The organism is Clostridium carnis (genome assembly GCF_054657435.1).
In genome coordinates this window covers 1,942,009-1,965,957 of record NZ_BAAHYS010000001.1, presented here as the reverse complement: position 1 = coordinate 1,965,957, position 23,949 = coordinate 1,942,009, and the positions used below count along the sequence as shown (strand labels likewise).

18 protein-coding genes and 4 pseudogenes are annotated in these 23,949 nt (G+C 26.9%); 5 read left to right on the top strand and 17 right to left on the bottom strand.

Annotated features, from left to right (window positions below; all coding sequences use genetic code 11):
* Nucleotides 1-175 precede the first annotated feature (175 nt).
* The 3 genes from ACYQ1T_RS09450 to ACYQ1T_RS09440 all read left to right on the top strand — a co-directional run bounded on the left by ACYQ1T_RS09450 (nt 176) and on the right by ACYQ1T_RS09440 (nt 2,940).
* The gene (locus ACYQ1T_RS09450) at nt 176-829 is read left to right on the top strand and encodes a CPBP family intramembrane glutamic endopeptidase (RefSeq protein WP_459834258.1); all 654 of its coding nucleotides are present in this window, start codon (nt 176-178) and stop codon (nt 827-829) included.
* Between the two features lie 469 nt (nt 830-1,298).
* Nucleotides 1,299-2,156 (top strand): ISL3 family transposase, encoded by an 858-nt coding sequence (locus ACYQ1T_RS09445; RefSeq protein WP_459834256.1) that lies wholly within the window; start codon nt 1,299-1,301, stop codon nt 2,154-2,156.
* Entirely contained in the window at nt 2,149-2,940 is a 792-nt protein-coding gene (locus ACYQ1T_RS09440; RefSeq protein WP_459834254.1) for a transposase, read from the top strand. Before ACYQ1T_RS09445 ends, ACYQ1T_RS09440 begins: the two co-directional genes overlap by 8 nt.
* 462 nt (nt 2,941-3,402) lie before the next feature.
* Here the strand turns inward: ACYQ1T_RS09440 and ACYQ1T_RS09435 are convergent.
* The 4 genes and pseudogenes from ACYQ1T_RS09435 to ACYQ1T_RS09420 form a co-directional block, all read right to left on the bottom strand.
* Nucleotides 3,403-4,550 (bottom strand): annotated as a pseudogene (locus ACYQ1T_RS09435) (IS3 family transposase).
* Between the two features lie 59 nt (nt 4,551-4,609).
* Nucleotides 4,610-4,888, bottom strand: a complete 279-nt coding sequence (locus ACYQ1T_RS09430; RefSeq protein ID WP_459834252.1) for an Rrf2 family transcriptional regulator — start codon at nt 4,886-4,888, stop codon at nt 4,610-4,612.
* A 186-nt stretch (nt 4,889-5,074) separates the two neighbouring features.
* Nucleotides 5,075-7,486, bottom strand: a complete 2,412-nt coding sequence (locus ACYQ1T_RS09425; protein ID WP_459834250.1) for a hypothetical protein — start codon at nt 7,484-7,486, stop codon at nt 5,075-5,077.
* 21 nt (nt 7,487-7,507) lie between these two features.
* Nucleotides 7,508-9,178, bottom strand: coding sequence for an NACHT domain-containing protein (locus ACYQ1T_RS09420; protein ID WP_459834248.1), 1,671 nt, complete (start codon nt 9,176-9,178; stop codon nt 7,508-7,510).
* Between the two features lie 244 nt (nt 9,179-9,422).
* On the opposite strand from ACYQ1T_RS09420, the gene ACYQ1T_RS09415 reads away from it, so the two are divergent.
* The gene (locus tag ACYQ1T_RS09415; protein ID WP_459834246.1) at nt 9,423-10,277 is read left to right on the top strand and encodes a hypothetical protein; all 855 of its coding nucleotides are present in this window, start codon (nt 9,423-9,425) and stop codon (nt 10,275-10,277) included.
* A 170-nt stretch (nt 10,278-10,447) separates the two neighbouring features.
* On the opposite strand, the pseudogene ACYQ1T_RS09410 reads toward ACYQ1T_RS09415, so the two are convergent.
* Nucleotides 10,448-10,771 (bottom strand): annotated as a pseudogene (locus ACYQ1T_RS09410) (transposase); the annotation flags it as partial.
* 86 nt (nt 10,772-10,857) lie between these two features.
* On the opposite strand from ACYQ1T_RS09410, the gene ACYQ1T_RS09405 reads away from it, so the two are divergent.
* Nucleotides 10,858-12,026 (top strand): IS3 family transposase gene (locus ACYQ1T_RS09405; protein ID WP_459830674.1). Its coding sequence is split into 2 segments (ribosomal slippage): nt 10,858-11,122 and nt 11,122-12,026, totalling 1,170 coding nucleotides; the frame shifts between segments, so codons are not numbered across the junction.
* A 145-nt stretch (nt 12,027-12,171) separates the two neighbouring features.
* Here the strand turns inward: ACYQ1T_RS09405 and ACYQ1T_RS09400 are convergent.
* The 12 genes and pseudogenes from ACYQ1T_RS09400 to ACYQ1T_RS09345 all read right to left on the bottom strand — a co-directional run.
* Nucleotides 12,172-13,047, bottom strand: a pseudogene (locus ACYQ1T_RS09400) (IS256 family transposase); the annotation flags it as partial.
* A 137-nt stretch (nt 13,048-13,184) separates the two neighbouring features.
* Nucleotides 13,185-13,415: a prealbumin-like fold domain-containing protein gene (locus ACYQ1T_RS09395; RefSeq protein ID WP_459834244.1), complete on the bottom strand. Its 231-nt coding sequence runs from the start codon at nt 13,413-13,415 to the stop codon at nt 13,185-13,187.
* Between the two features lie 7 nt (nt 13,416-13,422).
* Nucleotides 13,423-14,570, bottom strand: a pseudogene (locus tag ACYQ1T_RS09390) (IS3 family transposase).
* 59 nt (nt 14,571-14,629) lie between these two features.
* Complete coding sequence (locus ACYQ1T_RS09385; RefSeq protein WP_459834242.1) at nt 14,630-16,105, bottom strand: SpaA isopeptide-forming pilin-related protein; 1,476 nt, start codon at nt 16,103-16,105, stop codon at nt 14,630-14,632.
* A gap of 88 nt (nt 16,106-16,193) precedes the next feature.
* On the bottom strand, nt 16,194-18,122 hold the full coding sequence (locus tag ACYQ1T_RS09380; protein WP_459834240.1) for a DUF3732 domain-containing protein: 1,929 nt from the start codon (nt 18,120-18,122) through the stop codon (nt 16,194-16,196).
* Complete coding sequence (locus tag ACYQ1T_RS09375) at nt 18,119-18,613, bottom strand: three component ABC system middle component (protein WP_459834238.1); 495 nt, start codon at nt 18,611-18,613, stop codon at nt 18,119-18,121. The genes ACYQ1T_RS09380 and ACYQ1T_RS09375 overlap by 4 nt, the downstream gene beginning before the upstream one ends.
* Nucleotides 18,610-19,758: a hypothetical protein gene (locus ACYQ1T_RS09370; protein ID WP_459834236.1), complete on the bottom strand. Its 1,149-nt coding sequence runs from the start codon at nt 19,756-19,758 to the stop codon at nt 18,610-18,612. The genes ACYQ1T_RS09375 and ACYQ1T_RS09370 overlap by 4 nt, the downstream gene beginning before the upstream one ends.
* Nucleotides 19,759-20,144: 386 nt before the next feature.
* Nucleotides 20,145-21,500 carry a 23S rRNA (uracil(1939)-C(5))-methyltransferase RlmD gene (rlmD, locus tag ACYQ1T_RS09365; RefSeq protein WP_459834234.1) on the bottom strand — a complete coding sequence of 452 codons (1,356 nt, stop codon included), beginning with the start codon at nt 21,498-21,500 and terminating at the stop codon, nt 20,145-20,147.
* 25 nt (nt 21,501-21,525) lie between these two features.
* Nucleotides 21,526-21,894, bottom strand: a complete 369-nt coding sequence (locus ACYQ1T_RS09360) for an RDD family protein (protein ID WP_459834232.1) — start codon at nt 21,892-21,894, stop codon at nt 21,526-21,528.
* Nucleotides 21,895-21,981: 87 nt separating this feature from the next.
* Nucleotides 21,982-22,638, bottom strand: a complete 657-nt coding sequence (locus ACYQ1T_RS09355) for a hypothetical protein (RefSeq protein WP_459834230.1) — start codon at nt 22,636-22,638, stop codon at nt 21,982-21,984.
* 231 nt (nt 22,639-22,869) lie between these two features.
* Entirely contained in the window at nt 22,870-23,073 is a 204-nt protein-coding gene (locus ACYQ1T_RS09350) for a DUF350 domain-containing protein (RefSeq protein WP_459834228.1), read from the bottom strand.
* A gap of 86 nt (nt 23,074-23,159) precedes the next feature.
* Complete coding sequence (locus tag ACYQ1T_RS09345) at nt 23,160-23,834, bottom strand: helix-hairpin-helix domain-containing protein (protein WP_459834226.1); 675 nt, start codon at nt 23,832-23,834, stop codon at nt 23,160-23,162.
* Nucleotides 23,835-23,949 lie beyond the last annotated feature (115 nt).

Genomic DNA, 23,949 nt, shown 5'->3' with positions numbered 1-23,949 from the left:
TCTTATGTTATACAGTTAATATATTATAAAATATTATTGCCGACAATTAAATGCTTTCATTAGCAAATCGTCGGCAATAAGTAATTTCTATTAAATCTTAATTATATAATACTATATCAATTGACACAGATCTAACTATCCTTTATACTGTAAAAAACATAAAAGGAGGACACTCATGAAAAAATCAATTTCTTTTTTAGGCATTTATTGTTTTGTTGCATTGTTACTACCACGTATGGCAACTTTTCTTATTCCAAATGTAGGTGATACATTCAACAACGTTTTTAACACCTTTTCCTATCTATTTCTTGCTGTGATTGCTATTCTTTTCTTTTATAAAGATTTAAAAGAAAACTTCTCTTCTGCTTTCAATCATCCCTTTCACCTTATTGGTATCGCATTACTCTCTTTTGTTTTTATTTTAATAGCAGGAGCACTTTTTGCACTTTTGATAAAAACAGGAGAAATAACTGAGAACCAGCAAGCTGTAAATAGCTTTTTAAATTCTTCCCTAATTTCTTCTATCATTGTTGTTTTGATTGGACCATTTGTAGAAGAATTGGTTTTTCGACATATTATAATTGGAAAATTTAAGAAAAAGATTCCTTTATGGATACTCTGTATCATTTCCGTTCTTACCTTCGCACTGATTCATATTCATACCTTTAATTTATCAGGCTTGATAGAAATACGTCAATATATAATAATAGGAGTGGTCATGACTTTTCTATACATAAAAAATAAAAGCAACATTACCTATCCATTTATTGCACACATACTCAACAACTTAGGGGCGACTTTGCTTTTATATTTTGCATCAAATGTATAAAAATGCTTTGTAGGGGTGGAATTAAGAAGTCCTATTCTTTTTTCATCCCCACGTTTTCTTTTATAGTATGACAAACTAATCTGTGTTTTCTGATAAAAGTCAACTCTCTTTGGGCTTATGTCAATATTTTGGGCACAAAAAGTCAAGAATAGTATGAATATATGTAATATCTCCTACCCATTTTCATTAATAGAAGTAGCTTTAAAAATCTCTTTTTAAAACTTTTTCTAAGTCTTCTATACAAGTATATGATGAATCCTAGGAGCACCATATATACCTTTATTAGCTTTTATATATTCTTATAATAACTACTTTTAATTCCTCATTTTCTAATTTCTTGTTACAAATATGGTCATAGCTTTTTTGGCTAAAGCCCGCCTTTATAAATGTCAAGTTAATGCTGGTTCTTCCGTATTTTTTCCGTATATATGATATAATTAATATATCATATATTTAAGAGGTATTAATAATGTGTAATTCATCAATAGATCTGCAAAACTTTTTTCCAACTAACAAATTAAAAATTACTAATATATTAGAAGATACAAAAGTGATTAAGATAAGTTTAAAATCACAAAGTAATAATTGTATTTGTCCTAAATGCAATATCATATCGAACAAATATCATGGAACATATATAAGAAAAGTTCAGGATTTACCTATATTAGGTAAGCAAGTATTATTAGAAATCAATTCATATGAATATAAATGCAAAAATATTGATTGTTCTAATAAAACTATAGTAGAATCTTTTGATGGTTTTATTAGTTATTATAGCAGAATGACAGAGCGTTTATCTGATTTTTTATGTACCTTAGCTTTGGAAACAAGCTGTGAAGGGGCTGCACGTATAGCTAAAAATATGAATATCAAAGTTAGTGGGGATACAATTATAAAAATATTACTAAAAAAATATGATGAAATGAAAATAAATACTTGTAGCAGTACTGTTGGAATAGATGATTTTGCTTTTAAAAAAAACCATAATTATGGAACTATTATTGTTGATGAAAAAACTCATAAACCAATAGCCATATTAGATGGTAGAGATGGTAAAACTTTATCAACTTGGTTAAAAGATAATAAGCATCTAAAAGTAGTTACACGAGATCGTGCAAGTTCATATGCTAAAGTTATTGAGCAAGAATTGCCGAGCGCTATGCAAATAGCAGATAGATTCCATATACACCAAAATCTATTGCAAGCTATAAAAAAGGCTCTTTACAAAGAAATTCCTTCAACTATAAAAATTGAAAATGATATTAAAACTCAATGTAACTCTGAACAGAATGACCACGGTAAAAAAAATCCTAAAAACTGTGGATAACTTTACAGATGCTGAGCAGATACGCATTAAATTAATATATAAAATCCAAGAAATGAAAAATAATGGATATTCAATTAGTGAAATATCAAGACTCTTAGGTAAAGATAGACGTACCATTAAAAGATACATTCAAGGAGATGTAAATGATTTATGTAAACATCCCAGAAAAAGAAATAACCCATATAAAAATAGAGTAATTAGTTTAATAAATATAGGATATATTGAAAAACAGATTGTAGATATATTGTTATCAGAGGGTTATAAACTTTCAAAAAGCAATGCAAGGCATATGATTCGTAAGGTTGTTAAAGAAAATAATCTAAAGATAAATAAGTATTCTCCTGTTAGTGAAAGTGTTAAAACTAAAAATGGTGCTAGAGATGAAAAATATATTTATCTAAAGAGAAGATATATATTTGATTACTTATGGATGGATTCTGAACTATCTGAAATAGAAAAGAATCATATATATGCTAATTATCCAAAGGTATTTAGTTTGAAAAAGTGTATTATGGAATTTAGAGAACTATTTAAGAAAAAGAATCTTGCATTGTTTTATATATTTATTGAGAAATATATAAATATAGATATTAGTGAATTATCATCTTTAGCGAATGGATTATTAAAAGATATTGAAGCAGTTGAAAATTCTATTTGTAGTGATTTAAGTAATGGATTTGTAGAAGGTACTAATAGTAAATTAAAAATGATAAAAAGAACTATGTATGGAAGATGCAGTAAGAAACTTCTTGCAGCAAAACTAATGTTAGCTCCGAACGGATAAATACGGAAGAACTAGCATTAACTTGACATTTATACTAAGTACTAATCCTCTAAAATAAAAATACACTCTAGCGTATTTTTATCTTTTTATTACCAAACAGCACTTTTATATTCTCAAACAACACCTATAAGTTTAAATATCGTATTTAAACTAAAATATCCTCTTATAAATTAAAAGCGCTATACTACAATAATTTAATGTAATATAGCGCTTTTTCTTACATAATTTCTTAACTAAAAATATGTAAATTGCAAAACTTCTATTTATTTTCTTAATAACATTACTCTAATAAGTCCTGTATTGTCGTCTTTTTCAAAGAAATTTCAATACTACTTTGCAATTCACAATAAAAACGTCTTACAGGACATGTTTCAGTTGCAAAACGGCTACAGTATTCATCCTCTTCTAAACAAAGATTTTGGTCTTACGTCAATATCTTGGACACAAAAAGTCAAACTTTTTTTATGCTACACTTCTAGCTAATAATTCATATTGATTTGGAGTCATGTAATTAATAGAAGAGTGTAGCCTTTTTCTGTTATACCAGCCTTCAATATATTTAAATATAGCTATATTGGCTTCTTCGAAGGTACGGTATGTATTTCTATAGATTTCTTCCTTCTTTATTGAAGAATGAAAAGATTCTATACAAGCATTATCATATGGACAACCTTTTTTACTAAATGATTGTATAATATTAAACTGTATACATAGCTCTTTTAAATCATTACTAGTATATTGAGAGCCTAAATCTGTATGAAATATTAAATTTTTATTTTTATCTGGATTTTGGCTGTAGTAGGCATTTTTTAAAGCTTTAATAACTAAATCATTAGTCATTCTTTTACCGAAGGCGTAGCCAATTATTTTTTTTGAATGTAAATCAAGAACTGAAGCTAAATAGCACAAACCATCTTTGATAGTATGAATATATGTAATATCGCCAACCCATTTTTCATTAATAGAAGTAGTTGCAAAATCTCTATTTAAAACGTTTTCTAAATCTTCTGCTACTTTCTTATTTGAATGAGACTTATATTTTTTTACAGTTATTGCACAAAGACCAAGTTCAGTCATTTTTCTTTGAACTCTCTTTATTGACACATTAAAGCCTTCTGTACCAAGTATATGATGAATCCTAGGAGCACCATATATTCCTTTATTAGCTTTATATATCCTTGTAATCGCTGCTTTTAATACATCATTTTCTATTGCTCTTGAAGATTTAATTTTATCAAAAGATTTATAATATGTACTTCTGGCTACGCCTAGAACGGTACACATAGTCTTAATATCATGATTGTTTTTATTATTATCTATAAATAGTATTACTTGATTTAATTTCTTGTTGCAAATATGGCCATAGCTTTTTTTAATATTTCATTTTCCTCTTTAATCCTTGCCATTTCCTTTTTTAAAGCCTTTACTTCTTTAAGTGTCATAGATTCATTTTCATCTATTTTAACTTCTTTTACATCTTTAACCCAGCCGTTGATTGTTGATTTTGCAATGCCATATTCGCTACTTAGCTCTGCTAAGCTCATTCCTGATTTAAATAAATCTACTATCATATTTTTATATTCTTGATCATACCTTTTGCCACTTCCCATAATGGACACATCCTTTCTTAACTAAATATAATTTTACTTAGCTCGACTTAATGTGTCCACTACTTTATACTAACACCATTTATTTTTGTAGTATTTTCCATAGTATTAATAATATCAAACATTGTAACTTGATTTGGACTCTTTGATAAAGAAATTTCATTATTATAATCATGTATATTTACTATTTCAGCATCTTTCAGTTTCTTGCAAAACCTAAGTGTATATTCTTGGTCAATTCCTAGTTTTTCTGATAACTCATTTGCTGAAACCGCATTATTTTTCATAGCTAAATATAGAACAATACGTATTGCATAATCAGTAGAAAGCTTTAATTGCATATAATTCTCCCTTCTATCTAAGCTAACTAAATATTTATTTTTTATTATTAATAGAAGATTATTTTATTATATTAATATGACCTTGTACATATAATTGCTTAAACACCCCTCAAAGTAAGATAAACGTTTTTAATCATAATTTATATTCTATAATTTACTTTATAGCACTTAATATAAAAATATATTTTAACATAATAAGAATTCAATGCAGGCTAGCATTTTTTCAAATGACCTAATACAAATTTCTTTATTTCCTAGATATCCATATATTTTTATCAATTCATTGAAGCCATCATGTCCACCGCCACTCTTCAATAAATATTTCACAATAGCACTCTTTGAATTTTCATTTTTTAAACATTCTACTATTGTCATCCAAAAATTATTATTGTTTCTTGAATAGAGTAAACTACTTGGATAATTATATTTTGCAAGCATATTAATAATTTCATCGATATTTCCATTAATATCAATACATTTATTTATAAACAGTTGATTTGCTTCTAAATTATCAATCACATATACACTATCTAATTTTTCTATAAACTCGCTTAAATCTTTTTCTGTATTAATAGAATTTATAATTTCTATGATATCGTACTTTTCATTATTTGAAGACTTCACTGAATAAGTAATTTCTTTTTCTTCATCAACATCAATCTCTTTATTATATCTTTTACATAATTGAATATATATTTCATACTCTTTCTTTTTGAGTTCTCTACTCCATCCTGCATCTTCTAGTGAATTAATCTCATTGCACACTCTTTCAAAGGATAACTTCTGCTCATATGATTGGTAAAAGTCACTTTCTGCAATTTTTAAATATACCTTTATTTTATAATAAAAACTATTCCACTCTAGTTTTTGATGATATCTATCAAAAGATGACACAATCTTATCTAGACAAGCTTCTATATCGTCTATATTTTCTCCTCTAAGAGTCATAGTTGCTGCATATCCATAATGTATTAAGTCATAACATTCTTTCATCCCTGAAATTTCATCATAATAAAATTTAGCAGCGTCAAAATCATACTTTTGAAGAATATCCATTACTATTTTATGAGTATCATTTTCTATATGATATGAATTCATTCTATTTGCAACTTTTAATATTCTTTTAAGAAAAGATATTAATTCTTCAGTTGAAACCCAATTATTTTTAAGTAATATCTCTAAGCTATCTAGTAAATTATAATCCGCTATTGTATCTTTTCTATCATTCATCCTCATTAATCCATTACTAATCCCCTTTAAAAGCAATTCATGCCCTAATAATTTATCATGAGATGATAGAATAAACGATAGCATAAAAAATGATTCACTTGTACTAGTAAAATCAATATCTTGATAAACTTTTGATACATTCAATTTATTAAGATTACTTATGCTCAATAGCCTTTTAAATCTTGAAGGATTGTATAGCTTCATTGTATGATATACAATTAGACTTCTACCATCTTTCATAAAATTATTTAAATAATCAACAGCTCCTTTAATATTGGTTTCATCATCATTTGATAAAGCTAAAGTTTTTCCTAATAAAATTCTTGTATAATAAGAGTCTTCCGTATTGTTATAGACATTTTTTTGAACACAACATATAAATTTTGCAAGTGAACTGCACCCATTTATTAATTCTAAAAATACACAGTATATATTCGCATATCGTCGTACTTCTATATCACATTCTATCTTAAAGTCTTTTTCTCCAAAAGCAGCCATTATCAAGGCAACGATATCATAATGTTCTCTCCAGAATATTGATGACTTCCTGAAGTTCACACTTTTAAAATATTCATCAACAATATTTTTTTCTTTTTTGGATAAAAAGCATCCTAATAACTTCTTTAATGCCAAGCAAATAACACTACTTAAACCTTCACTATTGATTTCAGTTTCAAGTACCATTTTTATTGCATTAATTAGTTTTTTACTTTTTATTATACTCTTTAAACATTCAGGCTTTGATGCTGTAATAGCAAAGATACTTAATTGATTAATATTCATGCTTTTTATCATATCGATACATTTTCCCTCATGATATATCAAAATATTGTAATATAAAGAACTTAAATATAATATATCAACTGAAATGTAGTCTTTGAATAAATCATTAGCATTTATATCTTGCGACTTTTCTAAGGCTAAGCTAATTAACTCATCAACTTTCTCTTTAAATATAACTGTATCAATATATATAAGACTTCTCCAAACTAAAAAATTATCCTTATTTGATGTACTGTTAAAATAAAATTTATTTGTTTTACATAAGTCCTTTATTTCCTTGTACTCACTTAATATAGATGTTAATAATTCTATTTTTCCAAGTTTATGCATAAGAGAAATTAGTACAATGTAATTTTTAAAATTGTGTCGTAAGTCATCATTATAAGAAAAAGATTTTTTCTTTTCTGAAGAAAACAAAGTTTTAATCCTTTTTGGAACTTCATCAAAAAACTTACTTATTGGCAATGATTTATCAGTTATCAGACCTTCAAATATCTCATTATCTAATCCAGCTATAGCGTATATAATCCAATCCGACCAAATATAAAACTCCTTATCTATACCCCAAGCTTTGTCATTTCCCAAATATACATTAAATAGTCCAATCTAAAATGCAAGAGGTAAATCCTTTTGCTTGCAAGCTTTATTTTGTAAGTATGGAATAAGCATTTGTTCAAATAATTCATTATTTATTATTACATTATTTTCTCGTAGGTAACTTAAGTCATTGCTAATTTTTTCTTCAATTTTAAGTATTGTAAAATATTCTGAAAAACGTCTATGTTTATATGAAAAAGTATAATTTTCTGTTGTTAAAGCAGTATCAAAAAAACTCTCCGTCATATATGAAATTATTTTATTTAATGAAGTATAATCACATTTAGGATATAGTTCACCTATCAATTTATGTAAATCTTCATACGTAAAGTTAAATATATCCTTTTCAAATAAATAAAAAGATACATTTTTATTTATTTCTACAATAGCATTTTCTTTTGGATTAGGAAGATTTAGTGATTCTAAATATTTCCTATGATGTATGTCATTTATTATTTTTGATACACTTAGTTCCATTAAATTTGTAAAAAAGCTCTTATCATTAATATGATTAATTTGATCCCAAAGCAATGATACAGTTAATATATCTGTTATATTATCAAAAAATTTCTCATTTTTAGAAGTAACTCTGTTAAGTTTATTAATCTTCTCCTCATTTTCCTTACTCTCAAAATAGTTTATTACTTGATCCTTTTGCAAATCCTCAATAAAATATTCAGTAACATTATTTAATGAAGCTTTTAAAATATACTTATTATAACTTGATAATCTTGAAGAAATAATTACTTTTTTTGTTGTTTCTTTCTCTAAAAGATTTTCAATAAATAGTACAGTAGACGTTATATGACTACTCGGCACTTCATCGATACCATCAAATAAATATATAAATTTATTATTTTCACTATCTGCAAAAAAAGTATTTTTATAGTTAAAAACTATACTCTCTAAGCTATCTAAGGCTGTATTATTCAAATTTATATAAATACATATTGCCCCTAAAGATCTTACTTTATCAAGCTGCTTACTTTTTGTATCCTCATCAAATCCACCATAAATATATAACATTCTTCTCATACACACACTTTTCCCTGTACCCGCACCTCCAGATACAAGGTGTAACTTATCTCGTGATTCTAATACTTCCTTGCAATACTCTGTAATAGTTAATTTATTTTCAAAGTTACATACATTAAGTTCTAAATACTCTTTAGATTGAAGCAAAGTAGTCATACGTATGCTCTTGCTATCAGAAAGCATACCTAAAATATTTGTTGATCCAAAATAAAATTCTGCTAAATCTAGATTATTAGGTTGATTTAATGCTATTTTAAAATTATTAGGTAAAAACCATTCAATCTTAACTCCCCTTAAATTACACATTTCTTCTATTGACTTTGCAGTATTACATGATGTTTGAGCCTCTTGATTAACGTATATAATAATATAATCTAGCTTGTCATAATTAGCTAAAGCTTTTTTAATAGACTTTAAGATACTATCATAACTTACACTTTTATCAAAAAATTTTGATTGAAATCCATAGTACTTACCGTCTGCATGTTTTATAGGCTCTGTTTCAAGACCAACCTGATTAAAATCAGTACGAATTCCCTCATTTAATCCATATTTACGGCAGAATAAAAAATAGCATAAACTTTCAAATGCATCAGTAGCTTTAGGATGTTTTGTCTCAAATACTTTCCAGTTTATATTAATCATTATTTAATTATCCCCTTATCTCTTTTACCTTAATTATATAACTTAATAAACTCTATTTAAATTAATTTATAGTTGATTTATAATTAATTTATAATCTATCTATTCTACTTCATAAATCTAAAATAGTATAACATACCATATTTTTATCTACATTATACTTAGTTTTCATATATTGAATAGTGTATTTAATTATATAGTTACTAAATATCTATATTTTATTATTTAACAATATAGGAGGATGAAAATGTCAGAACGAGCATATAGCATAGAAAAGGGAATTAATATAACAGCTAAAAAAGCAAGCCAATTAGCTTCTAAAAATGAACTAATTGATAAAAGAGAATTTCGATGTCCTGATAAAAACTGTCAAATTGGATTAACCTGTTCAAACTGGGGGAAAACAAATGGTAAAAAGTATTATTTTAGACCTTCTAGTAATACTGAACTACATATCATTGGTTGTTCTGAAATTTCTCCATCGGAAGAAAAAAATCAAATAATTCTAGAAAAGAATAGTGCTAAAAATACTATAGCCAAAAATGGCTTAATAAAAATGACAAAATCTGTGAATAAAGTGAAAATAGATATATGTGAACATAATATTAGTGAAAATGATCTAATAAATAAGTCTCATAAAAAAACATCAAGTGATACAACTAAAACTAGAAAAGAATGTAGAAACCTCTATTCTTTAGATAGCTTTGTTGAATTGTATAATGATAACGATGTTGATCATAATAAAGAGCTTATTATGATTGACAATGAACTGTTAAGCTTAGATGAGTTATTTGTTGATATACAATCTAAATTTGAATTTGATAAAAATAGAATATTCTTTGGAAAAGCAAAACTAAGTACTGGTTTTAAAGAAGGTATGTTACAAATAGATTTTGTTAATTATAAAAATCTTAGAGTATTCTCTAACATAGATTCTATAAGCAAAAGAAGTTCAGCTAGAATATTAAATAAATATATTGATACAGATTATGAAGTCTATGTATATCTTCGAGGAAAAATAATATTAGATAGATTAAAAGAAAGATTTATACCCTATAATGATTCTGTCTATAAAGATTTTTATTGTTCAGAGAGGCTGTAAAAAACTTTGTGTATCTGAAATTTCTTCTTAGAAATAATTAAAGAAATTTTGATTTATATTGTGTCTTCAAGTCATTGTATATATTCACCAATTAAGGTGAATAATATACGTAGATAGAAGATTTCTTTTAAAAGAACTTTGACATTGGGAAACCTTTGTTGAAGTTTTTTTTATGCTCCTTTTGAAAAAGTATCGGAGAATATTATTTTTAATTCATTGATAACTAAATCCCAGTTTGCATAACTTCTAGTCCATTTAGCATGAACTCTTTCAGTAGCTAAATATAACATTTTTAATAGGCTTTCATCAGTAGGAAATATTAGTTTAGTCTTGGTAACTTTTCTAAATTGGCTATTTAAACTTTCGATAACGTTAGTTGTATAAATTATTTTTCTTATATATGGTGAAAATTCGAAGAACGTACTCAAGTTATCCCAATTGTCTTCCCAACTTTTTATTGCATTAGGATATTTGTTAACCCATTTTTCTTTTACATCTATAAGATTTTCTGGAGTATACCCAATTTGATAGACACATAGAAAGTACGTATAATAAGAATTAAGAAGGATGTGTTTATTAAATGGGAAACCAAAGAAGATTTACTAAGGAATATAAAGAAGAAATTATTAAGTTGGTAATAGATCAAGGTAAAAAAGCAACTCATGTTGCAAGAGATATAGGTGTTAGTGAAGCAACTGTTAGAGGGTGGGTTAAAAAATATAAAGAGCATGGAGAAACTGCCTTTCCAGGTAGCGGAAAACTAAGACCAGAAGATGAAAAATTAAGAATATTAAAAAAGAAATTAGCAGATATTCAAGAGGAAAATGAAATACTAAAAAAAGCTATACGCATCTTCACAAAGCCAGAGAAATAAAATATAAATTTATTCTTGATAATAGCTCCGTATTTCGAGTGGAGAAGATGTGTAATATATTAGATATAAAGAGGAGCTCATATTATGCATGGTTAAAAAGACCGCCATCTGAAAGGACAATTAATGATGAAAAGCTCGTTTTAGAAATAAAGAGAGTTCATAAAGAATCTTATGGCACCTATGGTGCTAGACGGATAAAGGCTCAACTTAAGTATTATGGAATAGAATGTGGTAAAAATAAGATTTCTAAATTAATGAAGGAAAATAATATTTCTAGCAAGATTACTAGAAAATACAAAGCTACTACTTATTCAGATCACAATTATGCTGTTGCACCTAATTTGTTAAAACAAGACTTTAACGTAGAAGCACCTAAAAAGGCTTATGTTGGTGATATTACTTATATAGGAACTGAAGAAGGATGGCTATATTTAGCGACTGTAATTGATCTGTTTGATAGAGAAGTTGTTGGTTGGTCAATGGATTCTACTATGACTAGAAAGTTAGTTATAGATGCGTTTAATACTGCTATACTAAAAGAACAGCCAAATGAAGGTTTTATTTTTCACTCTGATAGAGGGGTTCAGTATGCATCTTATGATTATCAGGATTTATTAAGAGAGAATGGATGTATCCAAAGTATGAGTGCTAAAGGATGTTGTTATGATAATGCTTGTGCAGAATCCTTCTTCTCATCTTTAAAGAAGGACTTTCTTTATGGAAGAAAATTTAAAACGAGAGCGGAAGCAAAGCAAGCTGTAGTTGAATATATTGAATTATTTTATAATGCAAAAAGATTACACTCTACCTTAGGGTATAAGTCACCAAGGGAGTATAGAAAAAGTTATTATAATAATTTAAAAGAAGTTGCTTAAAATTTAATTATGTGGTACTTGTATAAAATGCACACTACACTTACAAAAAGTTATAAATATATAAAAAAATAGAAAATTGAGAAATCCTAAGAAAATCAGAAAAAAATCGTATATTCTATATGTCTAATCTACTCAGAACACTCCATTCCATAGCTTCGCTTTCGGTTACAGCTGTATAAATAGTTTTTAAATCAGCAACAAAAGCTTTTTTATCTTTATAAGGTACATACTTCATACTTGATCTTATTTGATGTATTATGCATCTTTGAATTTTAGCAAATGGGAAAGTAGCTCCGATAGCTTCTTTGAAGCCATTTAACCCATCTACACAGAATATTAAAACATCTTGAACTCCTCTATTCTTAAGGTCATTAAGTACTGAAAGCCAAAATTTACTACTTTCATTAGCGCCTATCCATATTCCTAAAACTTCTTTATTTCCGTCTAAATCAACGCCTATAACTACATATGTAGCTTTAACAACCACGCGTTTATCATCTCTAACCTTATAATGAATAGCATCCATAAAAATAAATGAATAAGTCTTTTCTAGGGGTCTATTCTGCCATTCAGACACTAATGGTAAAATTCTATTAGTTATATTAGATACTGTTTCAGCACTTATTTCAACATCATATAGTTCCTTTATTTGCTCTGATATGTCTCTAGTAGTCATTCCTTTAGAATAAAGGGATAATATCTTATCTTCTATGCCATTAACGTTTCTTTGATGCTTTGGTACTATTTGTGGTTCAAATTCGCCGTTGCGGTCGCGAGGTATATTTAATGCTATTTCTCCTAGTTCTGTCTTAATTGTTTTCTTGGAGTATCCGTTTCTACTATTCACTTTTTCACTTACTTCATGCTTTCCGTATCCAAGAGTTTCATCTAACTCAGCTTCTAAAGCTTCTTGTAATACATCCTTAAATAATTCTTTTAATGAAGATAGAACCTCGTTAGGATTAGTGAAATTTTGTTCATTAATATAAGCTCTTAATAATTCTTTTGATAAATCTGACATAATAAAAGACTCCTTCCTGGTAATTAATTATTATCTTAATTATCGCCAAGAAGAAGTCTCCCTTATTCAGTTTACACAAAATTATTTACATGCTCTGTTCAGAATAAAATTTAACGGGACAGTAGTTAGTTTTGTTTTTACACAAAGCTAACTACTGTCCCCCAAGATATTGACGTAAGACAAGTTTCTACATTTTCACCTGCATAACTTATTTCAAAATAATGTTTAGTAGTATCTAATAAATATCCTTCTGGCGCTTTCTTTTCAATCCAATAATACTCACCAAGATATAAATTTTCTACTTTTGTTTTTCCAGCTTTAATCGTTACTGTTGGTCTTACGTCAATATCTTGGACACAAAAAGTCAAACTTTTTTTATGCTACACCTCTAGCTAATAATTCACATTGATTTGGAGTCATGTAATTAATAGAAGAGTGTAGCCTTTTTCTGTTATACCAGCCTTCAATATATTTAAATATAGCTATATTGGCTTCTTCGAAGGTACGGTATGTATTTCTATAGATTTCTTCCTTCTTTATTGAAGAATGAAAAGATTCTATACAAGCATTATCATATGGACAACCTTTTTTACTAAATGATTGTATAATATTAAACTGTATACATAGCTCTTTTAAATCATTACTAGTATATTGAGAGCCTAAATCTGTATGAAATATTAAATTTTTATTTTTATCTGGATTTTGGCTGTAGTAGGCATTTTTTAAAGCTTTAATAACTAAATCATTAGTCATTCTTTTACCGAAGGCGTAGCCAATTATTTTTTTTGAATGTAAATCAAGAACTGAAGCTAAATAGCACCAACCATCTTTGATAGTATGAATATATGTAATATCGCCAACCCATTTTTCATTAATAGAAGTAGTTGCAAAATCTCTATTTAAAACGTTTTCTAAATCTTCTGCTACTTTCTTATTTGAATGAGGCTTATATTTTTTTACAGTTATTGCACAAAGACCAAGTTCAGTCATTTTTCTTTGAACTCTCTTTATTGACACATTAAAGCCTTCTGTACCAAGTATATGATGAATCCTAGGAGCACCATATATCCCTTTATTAGCTTTATATATCCTTGTAATCGCTGCTTTTAATGCATCATTTTCTATTGCTCTTGAAGATTTAATTTTATCAAAAGATTTATAATATGTACTTCTGGCTACGCCTAGAACGGTACACATAGTCTTAATATCATGATTGTTTTTATTATTATCTATAAATAGTATTACTTGATTTAATTTCTTGTTGCAAATATGGCCATAGCTTTTTTTAATATTTCATTTTCCTCTTTAATCCTTGCCATTTCCTTTTTTAAAGCCTTTACTTCTTTAAGTGTCATAGATTCATTTTCATCTATTTTAACTTCTTTTACATCTTTAACCCAGCCGTTGATTGTTGATTTTGCAATGCCATATTCGCTACTTAGCTCTGCTAAGCTCATTCCTGATTTAAATAAATCTACTATCATATTTTTATATTCTTGATCATACCTTTTGCCACTTCCCATAATGGACACATCCTTTCTTAACTAAATATAATTTTACTTAGTTCGACTTAATGTGTCCACTACTTTATACTAACACCATTATTTGCTTTTCTTAATTCATAAACTGCACCATCAAGTTTTGCACTTCCTTGAGGTATTGATCCAGTTTTTTCATCTTCTTTGATTAATATTGCTTTTCCTTTTTGTTCTGTATCTTTATGACTAATAGCTGTTGATGTTACTTCTACAGTTTGTCCAGCATATTTTAATTCAAATGGTATTTTTTCTTTATTTATTAAATATCCCTCTGGAGCCTTTTCTTCAAGTGTATAATACTTTCCAAGCTTTATCTTTTCTGATGTTGCCTTCCCGAATTTATCTGTGGTTATAGTAGTTATCTTTTCGTCATTTTCATTATAAATTCCATAAATTGCTCCTTCTAATTTATAACTATCATTAGGCATTTCTACTCCAAAATCTTTTCCAATCTTACTAAGTATTACTTTACCTAACTGTTCTTTATTTCCTAATGTAACTTCTATAGTTTTATTTGCTTCAATAACAACTTTTTTAATTTCACATTTATTAAAATATCCATTGGGTGCTGTCACTTCTGATATTCTTACAGTTGTTCCTTCCGGTATATTTTCTATACTCGCAATTCCATTAGAATCCGTTATAATTTCTTTACTCTTACCATCATACTCAAATCTAAGTTTTGCATTTGCTAATGCCTTTCCTGTATCTTCATCAATCTTTTTTACTTTAATATTTCCTAATTTTATTACATTTATATTTAAACTTGCACTCATTGAACTTTCCATATGAAATTCTGCTAAGCTTTGATAGTTAGGCTTACGATAAACTATTGATGTTCCAACCTCATTTTTAGGAATCTTTATATAACTAATAACTCCTGAATTAGAATTTTTATTTGCTGTAATTTTCAAAGTATTTTCTTCAAGTAATATATCTGTTCCAGTATTATTTGATTCTAAATTCATTTCTCTAATAATACCATTCTTATCTTCTAACTCAATTGTTTCTCCACTTTTAACTGCAACTTTTTCATTATTCCATGAAGGTAATATATTATGTCTATTTACCTTCTCAAGTATTTCAGCTTTTCTTTTATGATAATTTGGAAGTGTTGTAGATATAAATTTATCTCCTAACTCCTCCCATATAATTATTTGAGTTAATGCATAGTCATATTTTGATTGATTTGTATCTATATATCCATAATAAGCAATTTTAGATAATATATCTTTCTTAGAATTTATATACTCCTCCGATATATATCCTCCTCCACTAGACGTTATAATTCCAGGTTCTATACAAAATACGGTTTTACCATCTACCTTCATACGGTAAATCTTATGATTAACCTTTTTATTAGTAATTGGACTAATACCTACATAATTAAATCCTGTACTTTCACTCATCTCCAACTCACTTGCATAAGCTGAAACTTGCGATGTAAATATAGTAGTAATTATATTTATAAAAGCCATAATAAAACTTACAAATTTTTTAGATAATTTATATTTATCCATAAATATCATCCTTTCTATCATATTATTTCAATAAAAAATAGACACTGAATTTATAAATTTCAATGTCTATTTATATATATTTATTTAATTATATTAATGCTTTTCCATTTCTCCAATTACATCTTATATAAGATATAAATTCATCCTTAACCTCCAAATTTTTTCCATCAACGTGATCAACTATTAAAATTTGAGGAAGTATACCAGTATCTTCTCCAATTGATTTAATTTCATCAAATATAGTCTTATACATCTGATTCACTGCTTTTAAATCAGACTGTGAAAATTCATTTTTATCTATGTCACCTTCAGGAAAATAAACTTGGCTTGGTTGATCAAAAAACATAATTAGTGGCATAGGTGAATTTTCCTGTTTAGCAAAGTACCTAAGAAAGCTAAGGAAAAGTGATATATGGCATGATACCCAGTTCGCTCCACTCCCCATCTCATTTAAAAATATTTTTTCATTTTTATTTTGATATTGATATAAATCAAATGTTCCATCTACTAAACTAAAATTAAGATTTATAGGTCTATATTCTTCCTCAAAATCTAATGTAAGAGCTAATCGATTCATATTATCAGATAAAAACGTCTGAGCCTTTGCCTTCTTTACATCTAAATCATATCCTTTAATCTTATCTTCTAAATTTGTTATTGATTCCTTTAAATTTTCTATATCTTCATCAATATTTTCAAATAATCCTCCATCAATCATATTAGAATATAATTCAATTTTAACTTTAGCATAATTTACTTTTTCTTTCTTAGAATTTAAGGCATCTGATTTTATATATTTTTTCTCAATTTCTTTAATCTGATTTGATATTATTTTCATCTTTTCTGATATATCTGAAGCAATTCCTTTCAATTTCCTTATATCTTCTGAAAAATTATGTGTATATTTACTAGTAATCTCTAGCTCCTTATCTAACCATTCGCCTGCTTCTAATAATAATCTATCTTCTTCTGAAATAACTTCACAATTATTTCCGCAAAGTGGACAAGAATATTTATTTTCACCAATTTCAAAAACCTTTGTTTTTTCTTTTAATTCTTTTAGTGATTCAGTAAAACCTTGTCCTCTGTTACTTGCATCATCTAAATTATTTATTTTCATTAGAATACTTCTTTCTTCGCTTGCTAGCTCTTCCAATTCTTTTTTTAACAAATTATATCTTTCAATTATTCTCTCTTCTTCGAAAAGTTGAGCTTCATCAAATTCTGGCAAATTAGACGCAAGTTTTTTCATCTTATTTAAAGTTATATTTAAGTCAATAGGAGTATTTAATAATGAAAAATAATCTTCTAATAATGGTTTTAATATACTTTTTAAATATTCACTACTTTTCTGATTTGATTTTTGACTCTTTAACTTACGATTTAATTGATTCTTTAAATCATTTAACTCTATTAAGCTACTATAGTATTCTTGTCCTATCATTCCTGCAAAAATAGGAAACTGCTCAATTATATCCTTTCTCTTGTATGATTCTGAAAATCTATAGAACAATGCAAATTTACTTGCAATTAAGTTTTGATGTTGAAAAAGATAGGATGTCATATTTCTTAAAGATGCTTTCTTTCCTTTTTCATCTTTTTCGAAAACAAGATTACTTACATGTAACCCTAATGCAGACTCAATTTCATACTGAGCATCCTTAATCGATAATATCGGCATATTTTTAAAATAATTTAAATCAATTTTATCTATTGGAAAATCAATACCTTCTTTTGATATATGCATTTTCCCTCCATTTTCCCAATTATATCTAGCAATTATATAGGTATTTTTATTTATTACCATTGGTATAACATAAATATATGCAAATTCTGTAATCTTCCCCTTTGGGATAGTACATCTTGAACTACATAAACAGTAGTCCATTATTTCAACAAGAGCACTCTTACCTGTTTTTGATTCCCCAGTAATAATATTCACTCCTGGTTTCATATTAACACTTCTAACTTCTCCTGATTTATTAAAAATCATAATCGCCCTCATATAACTTCTCATATTCTATCAACCCCTAAAAAATAATTTAAATGATCCTCATTTGTCTTTGCAAAAATAATACCTAAATAATACGCAGCTCTAATCCAACTTTTAATTTCTCCTTTATAATTTAAGTGACTTATAGGATCTGAAATTAAAAATATTCTATTTCCTTCTAAACGTATATTCTCTTGTGAATATAGAATTATTATAGCTTTTTTAGATAACCCCTTAACATCCTCAAAACGCTTTATATATCCTGCCAAATCAGATTTCCCTGAAATTTTTTCATTATTTTCCAGATCCTTAGGCTTATTAAATAGACTTTCCATTCTGCTTGTTTTATTTGCAGAAATAAGTTTTTTCCTTGAATCTGAATATAACAAAATAGGAAGTGCCATAAATAGTGTTCTTATTTCACATGGTTTATTATATCCTGATAAAAATCCTCTAAATAATAATGCATAAAAATGTGAATTCATAGATAATATTTTTATATTTTTTATACTCAATTATTTTCACCTACATCCCAACTAAATTCTCTGTCATCTACAATAGTATGAATAATTCCCCTTTGAAAATAATATTGATTTTTAATTATTGATTCAAAGTCCCTCACATCCCATGACATAACTTCACTATACAATATTTGTGAACTTTCAATTTGCTCTTCTCTACTTTTTCTTCTACTCTTAATTACACTAATTTTTTTCTGATGTTTTAATTTATATGACAAATCATCTCTATATTTATCTAAACTTTGATTATATAAAAAATCTTCATTGAAAAAGTTAATAATAGTCATATTTGTTTTCCAATAATCTAATATAGCTAGTTGAATCTCATCATCATACTCTATTTTTTTTATTTCTTTAACAAAATTTTTATTAATCAATGTTTCCTTTTCATATTCTAATATATCTTCATCATTAAATATATCTGGTAATGGTTTTCCATTCTTATTAGAATAAGCTACCGACTCTTTCTGTAAAATATTATCAAAATCTTCTCTACTTACTTCCCATCTATGTGGTGGCTCTTTTACAATTGAAAGTAGTCTTCCCAGTAATGCTCCGATATAATGATCTCTATTCTCTTGAGGGATATGTCCAACATAACAATCAAACTCTTTTGATATATCAGAAATTTTATTTTGATTATATTCTATAGTAAATCTAGATAATATATCTTCTAGCTTTTCTTTATCATAAATATTTTCATCGAATATTTTTTTGTAATACTTTCTAAAAGTATTTTCATCTTTTTTTTCAATAGATCCAATATTTAATAACACACATAATTTTTCACTTTTATTTTTATTGTTCCAATCATGAAATGGGGAATCTACTCCAATTACTGAAGTAGTATATAATACCAAACTAGAAAATACTGATATTCTATCATATTCAACATACCAATTAGATAAAGTTTTCCAAAAATCTATATTTCTATCAGAAAGAGAATGTTCACCAAAATGGTGTTTTACCTCTATTTGAAAAGATGAGTCAGATTCACTTGAAATTAAACTGACATCTCCATTAACTTCTATTTGCACTTTATCTCCACTTTTCATATTAAAACAATTTCTTAATGCAATATAATATTGAAAAATGTCCCCTGCTTTTTTTAAAGTTGCATCATTTACCGCAGTACTCATAATATAACATCACCCACTTTATAATAATACAGATATTATACTATATAGTTACTAAATATTACATATTATTGGCATATATAACACTTTTACTAGATCTTATTAAACAAGTATTACTTTAATGATATTATTTTAAGATTTAATAAAAATAATTAATAAAATAAATTTGTAGTAGCTAAGTTATTATTCAAATAAAAAAGCAATAATAGATATATAAATTATAATCCATTATTGCCTTTATTTTTATTATATTTTCGTATTTCCACACTCCATATATATAACTACAGACACGTCAAAATACCTTTTTAATTCTTTATTCCTTATTTTACTTCCATCTGATGCAAATACTACATGCTTGTGAAAGTGGCTAAAATTCAGGATTTCCAGCATTACTTGCGACGTAGCAACGCTACAGTCTCCACATGAGGTGTATTAGGAAACATATCCTTAACTGTGCTTTTAACAACTTCATATCCATTAGCTACTAAAACATCTAGGTTTTCTACTAGTGTTTTAGGGTTACATGATACATATATTATTTCTTTGGCATCAAATTTTATTACGTATTCTAATGCTTTTGGATGTACTCCACTTCTTGGTGGATCTAAAATAATTATTTCTGGTTTATCTTTTACATTTTTAATTATTTCAGCCACATCTCCAGCTAGGAATTCACAGTTATTTAAACCATTTAGTTTTGCATTTTCTTTAGCTGCTTCAACTGCTTCTTCTATAAGTTCTATCCCTACAACTTTTTTAGCATTAGCCGCTGCTATTTGACCTATTGTACCTGTACCACAATATAAATCAAATACTACTTTATCTCCTGCTTCACCCATAAAATCTCTTACTATACTATAAAGGCTTTCTGCTCCTTGAGTATTTGTTTGGAAAAATGAAAATGGTGAAATTTTAAATTTAAGTCCTAATAAATTTTCTACTATATAATCTTTTCCATATAGTAAGTTTATTTTCTCTGGAATAACTGCATCTGAGAAAGAGTCATTTTCAGTGTGTAGTATAGAAACTAATGAACCTTTATAGTTTTGATTTTTTAATACTTCTACGTAATCTTTTAAATCAAAATTTATTTGAGTTGTTGTTACAAGGTTAACCATAAGTTCACCTGTATTAGTTGCTTTTCTTATAACTAGGTGTCTTAGATATCCTTCTCTTCTCATAATTCTATAGTAAGGTAATTCCTTATCTTTAAAGTAATCTACTGTTGCTTTAATAACAGTTCTGAAATCTTCATCAATTATCATACATTTATCAACAGTTATTATTCCAAAGGATTTTCCCTTCATATGCATACCTAAAGTAAGCTCGCCACCTTTTTCAAAGTCTCCAAAGGTAAATTCCATTTTATTTCTGTATTCCCATTGATTCTTACTTCCAACAACTCCAAGGTATTCACCCATAGGAGTATTATTTTTATTAAAAAGATCTTTTACTTCTTCATCTAAAAGGCTTAATTGCTTTTCATATGTAAGATTTTGTGAACTACATCCTCCACAAATACCAAAATATTCACATGGTGCTTCTATTTCATAATCTGCTCTTTCATCTACTGATAAAAGTTTAAGCTCTGCATAATCTTGTCTTCTCTTCTTTACCTTTCCAGTTACTGTTTGACCTGGAAAAGCTCCTTTAACAAAAATCTTTTTCGCTCCAAGTGTACCTACTCCCACTGAAGGAAATTCTGTTTTTTCTATTTTAACTTGTACTGCACTTCCTCTTCTCATGCTATCTCCAATCTAAAGTCTTTTATTATTTAAATAATATTTTTCTTCCTATAGTTTTTTTAATTTTTAATGATTCACAAATTGGTGTATATATTATATTTGAAATAATATACATTACTAAGAACATTGGCTCTCTTTCTACAATGTAGAATCCTACTAGCCTTAATATTAAATCGAATACCATTAATAATAGTAATGCAATAGCTATTGTAATAATTTGATCTATTACTCCTGCTAATAACTTTTTAAATATTATTACTATCTTTTTGGGTTCTTTTGTAACAACTTCTTCTTCTAACTTAATTTCTTCCTCAACTACCATATCATTTACATTTTCTTCAATCTCTGAATTTATTATAGTTTCATTATCTTTTAAATTTTCATTATCTACCAAATCTATATCCTCCCATTTTTTCTTTTTGACATAATTAAATTATGTATTAATTTTAACCTTTTATATAAGTTTTTTTAATTTTATGTATTACTTTTTAAATTCATATCTTTTTGAGTCTATTTTATACAACAAGAATTTATCCTTAATAGTAATAGTTTCTACTAATCCATCTAAGTTATTTTCTATAGTTTCTTGTTTCCCTTTGCTAACAGCCTCATATATTTGTTTATTTAGCTCTGTATAATCCCTATTTTCAACTCCTGTTACTGACTTTGAAAAAGCTGCAAGTGAAGTATCTCCAAAATTAAAATCTCCAGTACTCTTAACTTGTTCCACATCTAAATTAAAACCTATTTTAAGTTCTAATGCCCCTTGTGACATATCTGTACCATACATTTTAAATCCATAATACATACTTTCCATTCTATTTGGCTCTGGATTTAAATTATCTACATAGATATAATTATCGTTTACTGTTTCGCCTTTTTCTTCCTTTACCTTTTCTTCCTTTTTATATTCAAGTCCATAACCTGCTACTAGGTCTTCTACCCTTTGAAGTATTTGTTTATGTAAAGCTGTTACCTCTTCTTTAGAATAGTTTTTTGACCATTCTCCTGGAACTTCCTTTTGGGTAACCTTAGGTATTTGTTTCTCTTCTACTTTTTTCTCTTCTTTATTATTACAAGCTACTAAAGAAATTGCTAATATACCACTTAATAAAGCAATAACTATTTTTCTTATCATGTTTAATCCCCCCTAGGATTTTCTATTCTTATATTTTCCTAAATTCAATTTATTATAACATCTAGGTAAGCATTTTAAAAGTAGCTGCCATATAATTGACACATTTCCCTTTAGTACCCTTTATCATTTAAAAATTAAAATAATCTGTGCAGAAATTATTATTATAAATTAAAACTTATATAATAATAATCTCTTCACAGATTATATTTTAAAATTCTTTATATAATATTTTTATTTAACAACTTGTGATACTATAATTGCTATTCCAATAAGGGCTCCTGCTAAAAATATCGCTATAGCTATATTTCCTTTTTCAAGTTCCTTATTAAAATCTGCTGGTATTATTTTATCAAATAGTTTATATCCTACTATAAGTATTATTATACCTATCAATCCAAATAATAAACTTAATCCTGCATTTACTAATATATCCACTAACATCTCCCCCTAATTATTTTTTCCTTAATTTTACCATAAAAAATTTTCTTATTATACAACTAACATATAAATTTTATATATTTTTAATATGTTATTTGCCCTTTTATATTTTCAAAGGTTTTATCACCTATTCCATCTACATTTTTTATATCTTCTATTGACTTAAACCCTCCATTTTCCTCCCTATATTTTATTATATTTTGAGCTTTTGAGTCACCGACTCCATTTATATTCTTTAGCTCTTCTACTGTAGCTGTGTTAATATTAATTAAAGTATTATCTACTTGTTTATTATTACTTTCTTTTCCAATTGGATTTATTATATTTTTAGCCTCTTCCTTATTAGGTATATATATTAATTGATGGCTTTTAAGTTTATCTGCTCTATTGATATTATTTATATCTGCTTCATTTGTTAATCCACCCGCTTTATCTATTAAGTCCTTTATTATACTTCCATCATCTAAAGTGTAAACATCTGGTTTTACAACCTCACCTTTAATTTCTACAACTATTTCTTTTTTATTAACATCTTTATTCTCTACTATTGTTACTTTCTCATTAATATTATTTTCTTTTAATAAATCTGAAGATTCCTTTTCATTATTATCTTCTTCTATAAAAATATTTTTCATATATTCATCTTTAAATACTTTATTTTTATTTTTTCCATATAGTATAAATGATGTTATTAGCAATATTAAAACAAGTAGAAAAAGAGTTATATTTCTATGAGTGTTAATTTTCCTCAAAATCACCCCTCCTTTATTTATCTCTATCTACTAATTATTAACATTTCAATCTATTTTTAACTCACTTTTTTACAATTTCCTATTATTAACTAGAATGATACTAATATTTTTGATAAAATAG